Raw genomic sequence first — 15441 nt, 5'->3', positions numbered from 1 at the left:
CCTCAGCGCCGGCGCGCCTCGCCAGGGATCGGGCGCCCGGCCGGCGTCTTGCGGTGCTTCCAGTTGGCCAACAGCAGGGTGCCGAGGCCCAGCACGATCTCGTCGATGAAGGGGATCGGGTCGAACGGCCACAGCACGCTGATCGCGAACGCGAAGGCGGTGAGCTTGAACAACGTGGGATAGCGCAAGCCGCGCGCCCAGTTGAGCAGAGGCAGGAGCAGGGGACTGGCCATGGACGCACCCGTGGGCAAGGACGACGTTGACTCAACGCTAGCACGGCGCCGGATGTGACCGGGTTCATGGCGCCGTCAGATTGGGGGAACTTTTCCGGGCGCTGTTCAGCTTGGAGGTGCTGCAATCTCCCTGCACAAGCAGCGGGCGTGGACCCGGAGGAGAACCTATGAAGAGCAACACGCTGGCTATCGCCCTGGCCGCCCTGCTGGTGGGCGGCGTCGCCATCGGCGCCTACCACAACAGCCGCGACGAGGGTCCTGCCGCGATCGGAGACGACAGCGCGCAGGCCGGGGGCCTGGAGTATGCCGACGTGATCGGCGTAACCCCGGTCACCGAGAAGGCGGAGCTGTTCGCCACCGTGATCGGGTCCGAGCCGGTACGCGAGACCACCACCTCGACGTCGCCGCGCGAAGTCTGCGAGGACGTGGTGGTGCAGGAGCGCCTGCCCGAGCGCGACGGCAACGCGGGCGGCGCCATTGCCGGCGCCGTGATCGGCGGCCTGGTGGGCAACCAGGTCGGCGGCGGCAACGGCCGCAAGCTGGCCACCGTCGCCGGCGCCGTGGGCGGCGGATTCGCTGGCCGCGAGATCGACCGTCGCCATGTCGGCGGACGGGTGGTGGAGCGGGTCGACCGCCAGTGCCGCACGGTGCAGGACAGCTCGCAGACCTCGCGGGTCGTGGCCTACAACGTGACCTACCGCAACCCCGACGGCACCACCGGGACCATGCGCACCGGCGAACAGCCGGGAGACCGCATCTCGCTGGGCACCGAGGACCGCACCGTGGCCTACGACGTGACCTACCGCTACGAGGGCAGCGAGGACACCATTCGCCTGCTGGAGGATCCGGGCGAGCGTCTGCCGGTCATCGATGGCGAGGTGATGGCGCGCGTCGCCTCGGCCGGGGTGCCCGACCGAGGCTGATGGCCGCCATTGGCCATTGAAAGCCCCGACGGGCCGGCTTCCAGCCGGCCCGTTTTCATTGGGGGCGCATTGCCGATGGCGGCTGCCGGGATCGTACAATGTGAAACTTTCCCGTCCGAGTCCGCCATGGCCCTGCATCCCTGCGATCTGTACGACGTGCGCTCCCTGCTCAGCGACGAAGAGCAGGCCGTCCAGGACAGCGTTGCCCGCTTCACCGACGAACGCGTGCTGCCGATCATCGGCGCCTGCTTCGACGAGGGCCGCTTCCCGACCGAACTGATCCCCGAGATCGCCGGCCTCGGCCTGCTCGGCGCGACCCTGCCGGCGCAGTACGGCGGCGCCGAGCTCAACTACGTCAGCTACGGGCTGATCTGCCAGGAGCTCGAGCGCGGCGATTCGGGCCTGCGCAGCTTCGCCAGCGTGCAGTCCTCGCTGTGCATGTACCCGATCTACGCCTATGGCACCGAGGAGCAGCGCATGCGCTGGCTGCCGGACATGGCCGCGGGCAAGGTGATCGGCTGCTTCGGCTTGACCGAGTCGCACGGCGGCTCCGATCCGGCCAACATGAAGACCCACGCCCGGCGCGACGGCGACGACTGGGTGATCAACGGTTCCAAGATGTGGATCACCAACGGCAACCTGGCCGACATCGCCATCGTCTGGGCGCAGACCGACGACGGGATCCAGGGCTTCGTGGTCGAGAAGGATTTCCCTGGTTTCAAGGCGCAGCTGGTCAAGCACAAGATGAGCCTGCGCGCCTCGGTGACCAGCGCGCTGTTCTTCGACAACGTGCGCGTGCCGGAGGCCAATCGCCTGCCGAACGTCAAGGGCCTCAAGGGTCCGCTGGGCTGCCTGACCCAGGCGCGCTACGGCATCACCTGGGGGCCGATCGGCGCGGCCATCGCCTGCCTCGACGAGACCCTGGCCTATTCGAAGGAGCGCATCCTGTTCGGTCGTGCGGTCGCGGCCACCCAGAGCGCCCAGATCAAGATGGCCGACTGGGCACGCCGCATCACCAGCGCGCAGCTGCTGAGCCTGCAGCTGGGCCGGCTCAAGGACGCGGGGAAGATGCAGCCGACGCAGGTCTCGCTGGCCAAGTGGAACAACTGCCGCATGGCCATCGACATCGCGCGCGAGGCGCGCGACCTGCTCGGCGGCGCCGGCATCACCACCGAGCACTGCCCGATCCGCCACGCGCTCAACCTCGAATCGGTGATCACCTACGAGGGCACAGAAACGGTGCACCAGCTGGTGGTCGGGCGCGAGCTGACGGGTATCAACGCGTTCTGATCCTTCAATCGCCGTCCCGCACGCGGGGCGGTCCCAGGGGTGGGGGTGTCGTGCCGTGGCCGAACCCGGTCCAGTGATCGAAACCGAGCGCCTCCTGCTGCGCCTGCCGCGGCTGGAGGACTTCGAGCGCTACGCGCAGCTGTTCGCCGACGAGGAGGCGAGCCGCCACATCGGCGGCCAGCTGTCGCGCGGGGCGGCCTGGCGGCGTTTCCTGCAGATGCCCGGCGCCTGGGCGCTGCAGGGATTCGCGATGTTTTCGGTCGTCGAGAAGTCGAGCGGTTCGTGGGTGGGGCAGATGGGGCCATGGCGGCCCGAGGGCTGGCCCGGCAACGAGATCGGCTACGCCTTCCACCCAGGCGCGTGGGGGCGCGGCTATGCGGTCGAGTCGGGCGCCGCCGCCATCGACTGGGCGTTCGACACGCTCGGCTGGGACGACATCATCCATTGCATCTCGCCGGCCAACCTCGCCTCGAAGAAGGTGGCCCAGCGCCTGGGTTCGCGCCTGGTCCGCCAGGGACGCCTGCTGCCGGCGCCGTCCGACGACGTCGAAGTGGAGCTGTGGGGACAGTCGCGCCAGCAGTGGCAGGCCCACCGGAGGCGGTTGGCATGAACACGATCCACGGCTATTCGCCCTCCGGAAACTGTTACAAGCTGCGCCTGCTGCTGGAACAGCTGCGCCTGCCGTACCGCTGGGTCGAAACCGACAGCAGCCGTGGCGCGACCCGCACGCCGGAGTATCTGGCGCTCAATCCGAACGGCAAGGTGCCGATGCTGGTGCGCGCGGACGGTGGCGTGCTGGTCGAGTCCAACGCGATCCTGCATTACCTCGCCGAAGGCACTGCCTTCCTGCCGGGCGACGCCTGGACCCGCGCGCAGGCGCTGTCGTGGATGTTCTTCGAACAGTACAGCCATGAACCCTGCATCGCCGTGGCGCGCTTCATCCGTGGCTGGACCCCGCTGGATTCGCCGCGTCGCGCCGAGCTGCCCAGGCTGCTCGAACGCGGGCATCAGGCGCTGGCGGTGATGGAGCAGCATCTTTCGCGGCATGCCTGGTTCACCGGACCCGACTACGGCATCGCCGACATCGCGCTGTTCGCCTATACCGGCGTGGCCGGAGAGGGCGGCTTCGACCTGGCCGCCTATCCGGCCTTGCGCGCCTGGCTGTCGCGCGTGCGGGAGACGCCCGGCTTCGTGCCGATGCCTGCACCGGCCGCCGGCAACCTCGCCCTCATCGTCGCGTCGGGCTAGCGCCTTTCCGCCTCCCATCCATCCGGCCGGGCCCACCCGTCCCCTGCGAAGACACTGCATGTTCACGACCGTTCCCGATCCGATCCCGGCCCGAATGAAGGGCCTCAACCGCGCCGAGATCTGCGACGTCAACTTCCAGGAGTTCGTGCGCGGCTGGAGCGGGCGCACCGATGCCAGGCCCGCCGACGGCGAGGCGATCCTGGAGGGCAGCGCACTGGATGCGCGCAGCTTCCGTGAACTGTTCGAATCCCAGCTCATCAGTCGCCATCTGGACCTGATGGCACGCGTGCTGCGGGTGCAGAACAAGGTTTTCTACACCATCGGTTCCAGCGGCCACGAGGGCAACGCGATGGTGGCGCGGCTGACGCGGCACACCGATCCGGCCTTCCTGCACTACCGCAGCGGCGGCTTCATGGCCGAGCGCTTCCGCAAGCTGCCGGGCATGGATCCGGTCATGGACTCGGCGCTGTCGTTCGCGGCCAGCAAGGAAGACCCGGCCAGCGGCGGCCGCCACAAGGTCTGGGGCAGCAAGCCGCTGTGGGTGCTGCCGCAGACCTCGACCATCGCCTCGCACCTGCCCAAGGCCTTCGGCACCGCGGTGGCGATCGAGCAGGCGCGCCGCATCGGCCATGGGCTACCGATCCCGGACGACAGCATCGCGATCTGTTCCTTCGGCGATGCCTCCAGCAACCACGCCACCGCGCAGACTGCGTTCAACGCCGCGGCCTGGACCGCCTACCAGAAGCTGCCGGCGCCGGTGTTGTTCGTGTGCGAAGACAACGGCATCGGCATCTCGGTGAAGACGCCCGACGGCTGGGTGGCGCGCAATTTCGCGCAGCGTCCAGACCTCGATTACTTCTATGCCGACGGCCTCGACCTGGCCAACGGCTATGCCGACGTGCAGCGCGCGGTCGAACATTGCCGCCGCACGCGCCGCCCGACCTTCCTGCACCTGCGCACCACGCGCATCATGGGCCACGCCGGCACCGACTTCGAGATCGAGTGGCGCAACATCGCGGAGCTGTGCGCGGTGGAGGCGACCGATCCGCTGCTGCGCTCGGCCGCCATCGCGCTCGAATCCGGGCTGATGTCGAAGGACGAGGTGCTGGCGCTGTACGAGGACACCCGCGGCAAGTGCTTCGCCGCGGCCGAGGAGGCCGACCGGCGCCCGCGCCTGGCCTCGCTGGAGGAGGTGATGGCGCCGCTGGCGCCGTACACGCCGGACGCGGTGCGTGCAGAAGCCTCCCGTGCCGACTATGCGGACCGCCGAGCGCAGGCTTTCGGCGGCGAGGCGAAGCTGCCCGAACGCCTGCCGCCCAGGCATCTGGCGCTGCAGATCAATGCCGCCCTGCACGACCTGTTCGCCAAGTATCCCGAGACGCTGCTATTCGGCGAGGACGTGGCGCAGAAGGGTGGCGTGTACACGGTGACCAAGGGCCTGCAGAAGGCCTTCGGCCCGCGCCGCGTGTTCAATACCCTGCTCGACGAAACCATCATCCTCGGTCTGGCCCAGGGCTACGCCAACATGGGCCTGTTGCCGCTGCCGGAGATCCAGTACCTGGCCTATTTCCACAACGCCTGCGACCAGATCCGCGGCGAGGCGGCCAGCCTGCAGTTCTTCTCCAACGGCCAGTACCGCAACCCGATGGTGATGCGCATCGCCTCGCTCGGTTACCAGCGCGGTTTCGGCGGCCATTTCCACAACGACAATTCGATCACCGCGCTGCGCGACATCCCCGGCCTGGTGGTCGGCTGTCCCAGCCGCGGCGACGATGCGGCCACCATGCTGCGTACCCTGGTGGCGCTGGCGAAGGTGGACGGGCGCGTCTGCGCCTTTCTTGAGCCGATCGCGCTGTACATGACCAAGGACCTGCACGAGCCGGGCGACGGCGGCTGGCTGACGGCGTACCCGGAACCCGGGCAGGCGATGGAGCTGGGAGAGGAGCGTGTCTACGACCCGGAAGCTTCCGACCTCGTCATCCTGACCTTCGGCAACGGCGTGCCGATGAGTCTGCGCGCGGCGCGCCGCATCGAGCAGGCGCAGGGCTGGAAGGTGCGGGTGGTCGACCTGCGCTGGCTGGTGCCGCTCAACGACGCGGCCATCGCGCGCCATGCCGCCGATTGCAGCCGCATCCTGGTCGTCGACGAGGGCCGCCGCAGCGCCGGCGTGGGCGAGGGCATCATCACCGCGATCGCGGAAGCCGGGTTCGGCGACAAGCCGCTGCGCCGCGTGGTCGGGGCGGACACCTTCACGCCACTGGCGGGCGCGGCCTTCCTGGTCATTCCCTCGGACGAGGAGATCGTCGCGGCGGCCGCCGCACTGGCGGACTGAGGCACGGCCAGCCGTGGCCGGCGCGCGTCGCAGGGGTCAGCGCGCCAGCCCCTCGAGTAGCGGCAGGGGCCGGCATTCGACGCCCGCGGCCAGCCACGGCCCGTCGCCCGCGTCCAGCGGCATCACCGCCAGGGCTTCGGTGCCTGCGGTGCTGACGATCGTGCCGATTCCCCGTTCCGGCGCCTGGGCATCGCAAAGCGGGGCGGGGGGGATGGCGCCGTCGGCGCCAAGGCGCACCAGACCGCGCTTGGCCTGGCCGAGGAAATGGGTGCGCGCCACGATCTCCTGTCCGGGGTAGCAGCCCTTCTTGACGCTGTACGCGCGCAGGCGTTCGAGCGAGAGCTGCTGGGGCGTCCATTGCGAGGCCTGCCCCGGGTCCAGCCGCGGCAGCCCGTGCGCCAGGTCGGCCTCGCGCCAGCGGGCGGCCGCCTCCGGGTCCTCGGGCGCCTGCCGGGCCGACACCGCCAGCGTGCGCGCACCGCCGCTGCCGCCGAGGTCGAGCTGCAGGTCCGTGGGCGCGGCCGCCCCGGCCCATGCCGAACCGGACGCCACCTCCGGCGCGCCGAAACGGCCGCTGATCGCCAGTTCCGCGTCGTGCGTGATGCGCAGCTTGCTCCGGAACACGTAACGCGACAGCGCTGCCACGAAGTCTCCCGGCTCGGCATCGGCCAGCAGCAGGAGCAGGCTGTCGGGCTGCAGCCGCATCAGGGCGAACAGGGCGATCAGGCGGCCCTTGGGCGTCAGCCAGCCATTCCAGTGCCAGTGTCCCGCCGCGAGTGCCTCCACGTCCCCCATGAACTGCGCCTGCGCGAAACGCGACGCATCGCTGCCAGCCAGGCGGATCGCGGACCAGCCGGAAATGGCGAAAAAAGTGTCGGGAGTAAGCGTTGGCTTGTCGGACATGGGCGCGGGACTTAAACTTTCACTGGTGAAAAGCCAGGACATCTTAGGCGAACCGGTCACTGGAGGCCCCGATGCGGAGCCTGCCGCCGCCGGTCCGCCTCCGGGCGCGGAGCCGCAGTCGCCAGGGGTGCCGGAGTTCGGTGGCCGCGACGGCCCCGACCCGACCCGGTACGGAGACTGGGAAAAGAACGGCCGCTGCATCGATTTCTGATTCCATGCGGGGCCGGGCCTGATCGGCCAGCCCGATCCAGCCACGCGGCCCCGCCGCCAGCCAGGAGAACCGCCAGCAATGGCAAAGCCCAATCGTCCCCTGTCGCCCTTCATGCTGGGGCAGACATACCGTTTCCAGCTGACCTCGGTGATGTCGCTGCTGCACCGGGTCACCGGCATTTCGCTGGCGCTCGGCGGCATTTCCCTGGTGTGGTGGCTGCTCTCGATCGCGATCGGCGGCGAGGCCTACGAATTCGCCTCGCGCCAGTGGGCCTCCCCGCTGGGCATGCTGTTCCTGTTCGGTTTCACCCTGGCGCTGGTCTACCACCTGCTCAACGGCATCCGTCACCTGCTGTGGGACGCCGGCTGGGGCTACGAGATTCCCAAGGTGTATGCCTCCGGCATCGCCGTGTTCGTGGTCGGCTTCGCGCTGACCGGCCTGATCTGGTTCTTCGGCTTGCGGGGTGCGGCATGAGCGGTGGTGGCGAGACTTCGCGCGCGGCGCCGTACCGTACGCCGCTCAAGCGCGCACGCGGGCTGGGTTCGGGCAAGTCGGGGACCGATCATTTCTGGACGCAGCGGGTGACCGCGATCGTGCTGGCACCGCTGGCGATCTGGTTCGTCTGGACGCTGGTGACCCTGGTCGGCGCCGACCTGGAAACCGCGCGCGGCATCATCGCGCGGCCCTGGAACACCATCATCTTCGCGGTGTTCCTGGTGAGCATGTTCTGGCACGCCAAGCTCGGCCTGCAGATCGTGATCGAGGACTACGTGCATACGCGCGCGCTCGAGATCACCGCGCACTTCCTCAACAATTTCCTGTGCGGGCTGGGCGCCATCGCCTCGCTGTATGCGATCTCCCGCATCGCCTTCTCCGGCTGAGCCTGCGATGACCTCCGCTTACAAGATCGTTGAACACAAGTACGACATGATCGTCGTCGGCGCCGGCGGCGCCGGCCTGCGCGCGACTTTCGGCCTGGCCCACAAGGGCCTCAAGACCGCGTGCATCACCAAGGTCTTCCCGACCCGCTCGCACACCGTCGCGGCGCAGGGCGGCATTTCCGCCGCGCTGGGCAACATGGGCGAGGACGACTGGCGCTTCCACTTCTACGACACCATCAAGGGCTCCGACTGGCTGGGCGACCAGGACGCCATCCAGTACATGTGCCGCGAGGCGATCCCGGCGATCATCGAGCTCGAGCACCAGGGCGTGCCGTTCTCGCGCACCGAGGAGGGCAAGATCTACCAGCGCCCGTTCGGCGGCATGACCACGCACTACGGCAAGGGCACCGCCCAGCGCACCTGCGCCGCCGCCGACCGCACCGGCCACGCCATCCTGCACACGCTGTACCAGCAGTCGCTGGCGCACCAGGCCGAGTTCTACATCGAGTACTTCGCGCTCGACCTGATCATGGACGAGGAGGGCGCCTGCAAGGGCGTGCTCGCCATCGACATGGCCGAGGGCACCCTGCATCTGTTCCGCGCCCACGGCGTGGTGCTGGCGACCGGCGGCTACGGCCGCGCCTACTTCTCCGCGACCTCGGCGCACACCTGCACCGGCGACGGCGGCGGCATGGCGCTGCGCGCGGGCCTGGGCCTGCAGGACATGGAGTTCGTGCAGTTCCATCCGACCGGAATCTATGGCGCCGGCTGCCTGATCACCGAGGGCGTGCGCGGCGAGGGCGGCATCCTGCGCAACAGCAACGGCGAGCGCTTCATGGAGCGCTATGCGCCCAACGCCAAGGACCTGGCCTCGCGCGACGTGGTCAGCCGCTCGATGACGATCGAGATCCGCGAGGGTCGCGGCGTCGGCGAGCACAAGGACCATATCCACCTCGACCTGACCCACCTCGACCCGGCCGACATCCACAAGAAGCTGCCGGGCATCGCCGAGAGCGCGAAGATCTTCGCCGGCGTCGACGTGGAGAAGCAGCCGATCCCGGTGATCCCGACCGTGCACTACAACATGGGCGGTATCCCGACCAACTACCACGGCGAAGTGGTGCAGCTGAAGGACGGCAACCCGGATGCGGTGGTTCCCGGCCTGTACGCGATCGGCGAGGCGGCCTGCGTGTCGGTGCACGGCGCCAACCGCCTGGGCTCGAACTCGCTGCTCGACCTGGTGGTGTTCGGCCGCGCGGTGGCCAACCGCTGCGCCGAGACGATCAAGCCCAACCAGCCGCACAAGCGCCTGGCCGGCGACGCCACCGACAAGGCGATCGCCAACCTCGACCGGCTGCGCAATGCCAAGGGCGATACGCCGACGGCGGTGATCCGCGACAACATGCAGCGCTCGATGCAGGCGCATGCCGCGGTGTTCCGCACCCAGGAGACGCTGGAGGAGGGCGTGAAGCAGATCCGCGACATCCACGCCTCCTTCGCCGACGTCAAGGTCAGCGACCGTTCGCTGGTGTGGAACTCGGACCTGATCGAGACGCTGGAACTGCAGAACCTGCTGGGCCAGGCGCTGGTGACCATCACCTCGGCCGAGAACCGCAAGGAATCGCGCGGCGCCCATGCCCGCGAGGACTTCCCCGATCGCGACGACGAGACCTGGCACAAGCACACGCTGTGCTGGGCGGACGAGGCTGGCAATACCAGCATCGACTACCGTCCGGTGCACATGTACACCCTCGACGACGAAGTCGAGGTCGTGCCGCCCAAAGCGCGCGTGTATTAGAGCCGGGATTGGAGATTCGGGATTGGGGATTCGCGACTGCCATCCGACGCGAACTCCGCTCTTCCGAATCCCGAATCCCCAATTCCGAATCCCGGACCTCAAAAATGGCTGAATTCACCCTCCCGAAGAACTCGACGGTCCGCAAGGGGCGCCACTTCAAGGCGCCGGCGGACGCCAAGCGCGTGCGCACCTTCAAGGTGTACCGCTGGAACCCGGACGACGGCCAGAACCCGAGCACCGACACCTACGAGGTCGACCTCGACAAGTGCGGGCCGATGGTCCTGGACGCGCTGATCAAGATCAAGAACGAGATCGACCCGACCCTGACCTTCCGTCGTTCCTGCCGCGAGGGCATCTGCGGTTCGTGCGCGATGAACATCGACGGCACGAACACGCTGGCCTGCACCCGCGCCATCGACGACTGCAAGAAGTCCGAGGTGCCGGTCTATCCGCTGCCGCACATGAGCGTGGTCAAGGACCTGGTGCCCGACCTCACGCACTTCTACGCGCAGTACGCTTCGATCAAGCCGTGGATCCGCACCCAGAGCGCGCCGCCGCCGGACCGCGAACGCCTGCAGGCGCCGGCCGACCGCGACAAGCTCGACGGCCTGTACGAGTGCATCCTCTGCGCCTGCTGCAGCACCGCCTGCCCGAGCTACTGGTGGAATGGCGAGCGCTACCTGGGCCCGGCGATCCTGCTGCAGGCCTACCGCTGGATCGTCGACAGCCGCGACGAGGACACCGGCGCGCGCCTGGACGATCTGGAGGATCCGTTCAAGCTCTACCGCTGCCACACCATCATGAACTGCGCACGCACCTGTCCCAAGGGCCTCAACCCGGCCAAGGCGATCGGTTCGATCAAGCAGTTGATGCTGGCCCGGCACGGTTGAGTGTGGGGCGAGAAGCGCCGGCGTGAGTCGCGACGGCGTTTCTCCCGCATGGTCGCCGGCCCGCAGCGCGGGCAGACACCCGGTCCTTTCCTTCGCCGCGCTTCCCGCCTGCGCTGCCGCCGCATCGACGTGACCGATGACTCCAGACACTGACGCCGACGCCGCCGAGCTGCGCCGAATCCGCTGGCGCTGCCGGCGCGGCATGCGCGAACTCGACCAGTTGTTCGAGCGCTGGGTCGACCGCGAATGGGCGGCAGCCTCCGAAGCCGAACGCGGCGTTTTCCTACGGCTGCTGGACTGCGAGGACGATAGGCTCTGGCACTGGTTCATGGGCCACGAGGCCGCCAGCGATGCCGAACTCGACGCGCTCGTCCGCCGGATCCGCGCGCTCCCGCCTGCCTGAGCCGGCTGCCTGCGCGGGTGCGGCCCGGATCGCCTGGCGCCCGTCGCGCTGGCTGACCAGCAGTCTGCTGTTGCTGGGGCTTCTGGCAGCCGCTTCGCTGCTGCTGTCCGACTTGCCGGGTGGCGTGGCCTGGCCGGCGGCGGTGTCCGCCTGCGCCTGCGGTCTGTGGCTGTGGCGACGCGAGTGCCAGCGCCCCGCACTGGTCTTCGTGTTCTGCCCGGGTGCGGCACCGAGGGTGGACGACCAGCCGGCCGCCGGCTTCGCCCTGCAGTGGCGCGGTCCGCTGGCCTTTGCCAGCTGGCGTGATGCCCGCGGTCGGCGCCATCACCGCGCCTGGTGGCCCGACACGTTGCCGCCGGCATCGAGACGTGAACTGCGACTGGCCGCGCCGGTTTCGCGGCATGCCCGCGGCGGGGCTTCGATGGCACCATAGGCGCCCGTTCAGCGACGAGAATCCGCCGATGCCGCCCAAGCCGCGACTGTTCCGACACGCCGGGTCCAGGCATCGCGCCCGTCGCGCGCAGGCACGCTGAGCGCATGTTCAAGCCCGTCCCCGTCGCCATCGGCCTGCGCTACCTGCGTGCCAAGCGCCGCAACGGCTTCATCTCCTTCATTTCCCTGGCCTCGATCCTCGGCATCGCGATCGGCGTGATGGTGTTGATCACCACGCTGGCGGTGATGAGCGGGTTCCAGCGCGAGATCAAGGACCGCATGCTGGGCATGGTCGCGCACGCCACTGTCAGCGCCGACGGCGAGGCCATGCGCGAATGGCCGCATGCGGTCGAGGTCGCCAAGCGCGATACGCGCGTGTCCGGCGCAGCGCCCTACATCGATACCCAGGCGTTGCTGCGCGGCGCGCGCCAGGAACCCGCCGCGATCCGCGGCGTATCGCCCCAGGACGAGGCCCAGGTCTCCGACCTGGCGGAGTGGATGGTGCAGGGCGCGCTGTCCGATCTCGCGCCGGGCACGTTCAACATCGTGCTCGGCAAGGAACTGGCGCAGTGGCTGGGCGCGCGCGTGGGCGACAAGGTCGTGGTGACCACCGACTTCCAGGTCACGCCGATGGGCGCGGTGCCGCAGCTCAAGCGCTTCACCGTCAGCGGGATCTTCGAGGCCGGTTACCAGGACTTCGACCGGCGACTGGCGGTGGTCAATATCCTGGACGCCCAACGGCTGATGCGCATGGGCGACGGCGTCACCGGCGTGCGCCTGAAGCTGCACGACATGGACCAGGCCTGGGATGTGGCCGCCGACCTGGCGCAGGCGCTCGCCGCCGAGAACCGCAGCTACTACCGGGTCAGCGACTGGAGCATGGAGAACGCGAACATGTTCCGCGCGCTCAAGCTGGAAAAGACCATGATCGGCATCCTGCTGTCGCTGATCATCCTGATGGGCGCCTTTTCCCTGCTCAGCTCGCAGGTGATGCTGGTGACAGACAAGCTGGCCGACATCGCCATCCTGCGCACGCTCGGGCTTACCCCGGGCGGGGTGATGCAGGTGTTCGTGGTGCAGGGCACGCTGATCGGGCTGATCGGCACGGTGGCCGGCGTGATCGGCGGGCTGGTGCTGACCTTCAACCTCGAACACCTCCTGCGCGCGATCGAGCGCGCGTTCGACATCGTGCTGATGCCCGGGGACGTCTATTACGTGACCGGCCTGCCGATCGACCTGCAGTCCGGCGACGTGGCGGTGATCGCGGCCGTGGCCCTGCTGATGGCGTTCCTGGCCACCATCTATCCCGCCTGGCGCGCGGCGCGCACGGCGCCGGCGGAGGCCCTGCGCTATGAATGACCGCATGCAGCAGAGCCCGGGCGCGACGGACGGCAGGGCGGCCGCGCAGGGCGCCTACGGCGAGGTGCAGGGCGTGGATCCGGCCGTGATCCGGGCCGAAGCGCTCGGCAAGACCTATGCCGAGGGCAAGATGCGCACCCCGGTGTTCGACGGCCTTGATTTCCGGGTGGATGCCGGCGAGACCGTCGCGATCCTCGGCGCCTCGGGTGCCGGCAAGAGCACCCTGCTGCACCTGCTCGGTGGGCTGGACACGCCGACCGCAGGCGAGGTCTACGTGGCGGGGCGGAAGATGAGCGCGCTGTCGGACGCGGCCCGCGGCCAGCTGCGCAACCGCGCGCTGGGGTTCGTCTACCAGTTCCACCACCTGCTGCCGGAATTCACGGCGCTGGAAAACGTGATGTTGCCGCTGCTGCTGGGCGGCGCCGCAACGGAGGCCGCGGCGGCGCGGGCACGCGACCTGCTGGAGTCCGTAGGCCTGGGGCACCGCATCGAGCACAAGCCTGGCGAACTCTCCGGTGGCGAGCGCCAGCGCGCCGCGGTAGCGCGCGCCCTCGTCAACCGGCCGGCCTGCGTGCTCGGCGACGAACCGACCGGCAACCTCGACGAGCGGACCGCGGCCACCGTGTTCGAGCTGATGCTCGAGCTCAACCGCGCGCAGCGCACCAGCCTGGTCCTGGTCACCCACGACCGTCGCTTGGCGCGCAAGCTCGACCGCGTGGTGGAACTGCACGAAGGCCGGCTGCGGGAAGTCGCGCGCGACGCGGTCTAAGGCGGCGCGCCTGCGAGGGCGCGCTTGGGTGCCGCGGCCGCCATCGAGGCCATTCCGACCGCAGCACGGCGTGCGTGCTCAATGAGCCTGAAATGCCGGCAGGCTTGCGCCTGCCGACGATGCGTCCGGACTCATGGACCAGGGTCGCCGGCATGCGGGATGCCTCGCGCAATGGTGGCGATCGATGCCCCGAGCCACCCGACGATGCACGCCCGCGTCCGACGCGGACCGCCAGCCACCCGACGCCGTGGCGGCGGGTGGCATCGATCTCAGCGGTTTCCGCCCCGCGGTCCGCGGTTTCCGCCACCAGGGCCACGGCCACCGCCGCCCGGCCCGCGGCCACCGCCGGGACGCGGACCCTTCGGCCGGTTGTCGCCACCCGGACGCGGGCCACGCGGGCGCGCGGCGTTCGGGTTGTGGCCCGGCGAGGCGTGGTCGGACGGGAAGCTCATCGCGCCGCCCGGATGACCGTAGGGATGCGCGGCCTGGCTGCGCCCCTGCGGATTGCGCCCGGCGCCGCCGCCACCCGGACCGGTGCGCTTCTTGCCGGGACCGGGCTTGCGCGGGCCGCGGCCATCGGCATTGCGGTGTCCGGCGGGGCCGGTGTCCACGCCATCGGGCACGTACCAGGTGCGGAACGCCGCCGGATTGCCGTCCGGCAGCGGCTTGGGACCTTTCTGGGTGCGTTGCTTGAACGGCTTCTGCGACTGCTTGGCGGCCTGTTCGCCGCTGACGGTCAGCCCGCCGTGCGGCTTCTTGCCACCACGGCCGCGCCGATCCTCGCGCACATGGTCGAAGCGACGCAGTTCGCGGCCTTCGTCGGCGGTGTTGTGCCCATTGACGTAGCCCTGCGGCCGGCGGTCGCCGCCCACGTGCACGGTCGACCTGGCCGCCTTGCGCTGGCCGATCACCGGCAGCAGGGTCAGCGCCGGCGGCGGGCCTTCCTCGAGCTTGAGGTCCTTGCGCAGCGTCTCGACCTGCGCATCGGCCAGTTCCAGCGACTGGCCGCGCAGCAGCGTCTGCGGCAGCGCCACGCTGCCGTAGCGGACGCGCTTGAGCCGGCTGACCTGGCAGCCCTGCGATTCCCAGAGCCGGCGCACCTCGCGGTTGCGGCCTTCCTTGAGCAGCACCTGGAACCATTCGTTGGAGTCGGTGCCGCCGATGCGCTTGATCTCGTCGAACTTGGCCGGGCCATCCTCCAGCGCGACGCCGCGGGCGAGCCGGTCGACGATCTTCTCCGACACCGTCTCCTCGCCCTCCGGCGCACGCACGCGGCAGACGTACTCGCGCTCGATCTCGAACGAGGGATGCATCATGGCGTTGGCCAGCTCGCCGTCGGTGGTGAGCAGCAGCAGGCCGGTGGTGTTGATGTCGAGGCGGCCGATCGCGATCCAGCGCGCGCCCTTGAGCGCGGGCAGGGATTCGAAGATCGTCGGCCGGCCTTCGGGATCCTCGCGGGTGGTGACTTCGCCCTCGGGCTTGTTGTACATCAGCACGCGCGCCGGCTCGGTCAGCGCGCTGGCCACGAACTGGCGGCCGTCGATCTCGATGCGGTCGCCGCCCTTGACCGACATGCCGGTCTGCGCGACCTCGCCGTTGACCTTGACCAGGCCGTCGGCGATCCGCTGTTCGAGCGCGCGGCGCGAACCGAGCCCGGCCTGGGCCAGCACCTTGTGCAGGCGTTCTTCGAGACGCGGCGCGTCGGCCACCTTGTCTTCGCTGCGCTTGAGCGAGAGCTTGCGGCTGGCGGGGGGGTGTTGCTTACTCAT

The 15441-nt window shown here is 69.5% G+C and carries 17 protein-coding genes; 14 read left to right on the top strand and 3 right to left on the bottom strand.

The features are described 5' to 3' along the window. Positions 1–2: 2 nt before the first annotated feature. Positions 3–233 (bottom strand): DUF6116 family protein, encoded by a 231-nt coding sequence (locus tag ACQYVW_RS02910; protein WP_434945980.1) that lies wholly within the window; start codon positions 231–233, stop codon positions 3–5. Positions 234–400: 167 nt separating this feature from the next. Here ACQYVW_RS02910 and ACQYVW_RS02905 point away from each other — a divergent pair, with 167 nt between their 5' ends. The 5 genes from ACQYVW_RS02905 (at position 401) to ACQYVW_RS02885 (ending at position 6026) form a co-directional block, all read left to right on the top strand. Beyond that, entirely contained in the window at positions 401–1156 is a 756-nt protein-coding gene (locus ACQYVW_RS02905) for a glycine zipper 2TM domain-containing protein (RefSeq protein ID WP_434945979.1), read from the top strand. Between the two features lie 126 nt (positions 1157–1282). After that, positions 1283–2446, top strand: a complete 1164-nt coding sequence (locus ACQYVW_RS02900) for an acyl-CoA dehydrogenase family protein (protein WP_434945978.1) — start codon at positions 1283–1285, stop codon at positions 2444–2446. 55 nt (positions 2447–2501) lie between these two features. Further along, complete coding sequence (locus ACQYVW_RS02895) at positions 2502–3056, top strand: GNAT family N-acetyltransferase (protein ID WP_434933912.1); 555 nt, start codon at positions 2502–2504, stop codon at positions 3054–3056. After that, positions 3053–3694, top strand: coding sequence for a glutathione S-transferase family protein (locus tag ACQYVW_RS02890; protein WP_434933913.1), 642 nt, complete (start codon positions 3053–3055; stop codon positions 3692–3694). Before ACQYVW_RS02895 ends, ACQYVW_RS02890 begins: the two co-directional genes overlap by 4 nt. Positions 3695–3752: 58 nt before the next feature. Further along, a complete protein-coding gene (locus tag ACQYVW_RS02885; protein WP_434933915.1) occupies positions 3753–6026 on the top strand; it encodes a thiamine pyrophosphate-dependent enzyme in 2274 nt (757 codons plus the stop codon). Positions 6027–6062: 36 nt separating this feature from the next. Here the strand turns inward: ACQYVW_RS02885 and ygfZ are convergent, their stop codons facing one another. After that, positions 6063–6929: a CAF17-like 4Fe-4S cluster assembly/insertion protein YgfZ gene (gene ygfZ / locus ACQYVW_RS02880; RefSeq protein WP_434945977.1), complete on the bottom strand. Its 867-nt coding sequence runs from the start codon at positions 6927–6929 to the stop codon at positions 6063–6065. On the opposite strand from ygfZ, the gene ACQYVW_RS02875 reads away from it, so the two are divergent. The 9 genes from ACQYVW_RS02875 to lolD all read left to right on the top strand — a co-directional run bounded on the left by ACQYVW_RS02875 (position 6820) and on the right by lolD (position 13672). Beyond that, entirely contained in the window at positions 6820–7140 is a 321-nt protein-coding gene (locus ACQYVW_RS02875) for a DUF1674 domain-containing protein (protein ID WP_434945976.1), read from the top strand. The two genes, ygfZ and ACQYVW_RS02875, sit on opposite strands and share 110 nt — an antisense overlap. 78 nt (positions 7141–7218) lie before the next feature. Then, the gene (gene sdhC / locus ACQYVW_RS02870) at positions 7219–7614 is read left to right on the top strand and encodes a succinate dehydrogenase, cytochrome b556 subunit (protein ID WP_434936258.1); all 396 of its coding nucleotides are present in this window, start codon (positions 7219–7221) and stop codon (positions 7612–7614) included. After that, positions 7611–8021 (top strand): succinate dehydrogenase, hydrophobic membrane anchor protein, encoded by a 411-nt coding sequence (gene sdhD, locus ACQYVW_RS02865; RefSeq protein ID WP_434936260.1) that lies wholly within the window; start codon positions 7611–7613, stop codon positions 8019–8021. Before sdhC ends, sdhD begins: the two co-directional genes overlap by 4 nt. A gap of 7 nt (positions 8022–8028) precedes the next feature. After that, positions 8029–9819: a succinate dehydrogenase flavoprotein subunit gene (gene sdhA / locus ACQYVW_RS02860; RefSeq protein WP_434936261.1), complete on the top strand. Its 1791-nt coding sequence runs from the start codon at positions 8029–8031 to the stop codon at positions 9817–9819. Positions 9820–9923: 104 nt separating this feature from the next. After that, positions 9924–10709: a succinate dehydrogenase iron-sulfur subunit gene (locus tag ACQYVW_RS02855; RefSeq protein ID WP_434936264.1), complete on the top strand. Its 786-nt coding sequence runs from the start codon at positions 9924–9926 to the stop codon at positions 10707–10709. Positions 10710–10845: 136 nt separating this feature from the next. Next, a complete protein-coding gene (locus ACQYVW_RS02850) occupies positions 10846–11112 on the top strand; it encodes an FAD assembly factor SdhE (RefSeq protein WP_434936266.1) in 267 nt (88 codons plus the stop codon). Positions 11113–11182: 70 nt separating this feature from the next. Beyond that, the gene (locus ACQYVW_RS02845) at positions 11183–11545 is read left to right on the top strand and encodes a hypothetical protein (RefSeq protein WP_434945975.1); all 363 of its coding nucleotides are present in this window, start codon (positions 11183–11185) and stop codon (positions 11543–11545) included. Positions 11546–11649: 104 nt separating this feature from the next. After that, on the top strand, positions 11650–12903 hold the full coding sequence (locus ACQYVW_RS02840; RefSeq protein ID WP_434945974.1) for a lipoprotein-releasing ABC transporter permease subunit: 1254 nt from the start codon (positions 11650–11652) through the stop codon (positions 12901–12903). Between the two features lie 4 nt (positions 12904–12907). After that, positions 12908–13672: a lipoprotein-releasing ABC transporter ATP-binding protein LolD gene (gene lolD / locus ACQYVW_RS02835; protein WP_434936271.1), complete on the top strand. Its 765-nt coding sequence runs from the start codon at positions 12908–12910 to the stop codon at positions 13670–13672. 269 nt (positions 13673–13941) lie between these two features. Here the strand turns inward: lolD and ACQYVW_RS02830 are convergent, their stop codons facing one another. After that, the gene (locus ACQYVW_RS02830) at positions 13942–15441 is read right to left on the bottom strand and encodes a pseudouridine synthase (protein WP_434945973.1); all 1500 of its coding nucleotides are present in this window, start codon (positions 15439–15441) and stop codon (positions 13942–13944) included.

Source organism: Luteimonas campi, from assembly GCF_051162505.1.
In the GTDB taxonomy this organism is placed as follows: domain Bacteria; phylum Pseudomonadota; class Gammaproteobacteria; order Xanthomonadales; family Xanthomonadaceae; genus Luteimonas.
Note: the sequence above shows the minus strand (reverse complement) of the source record. Positions and strands in the feature narration are given on the sequence as shown.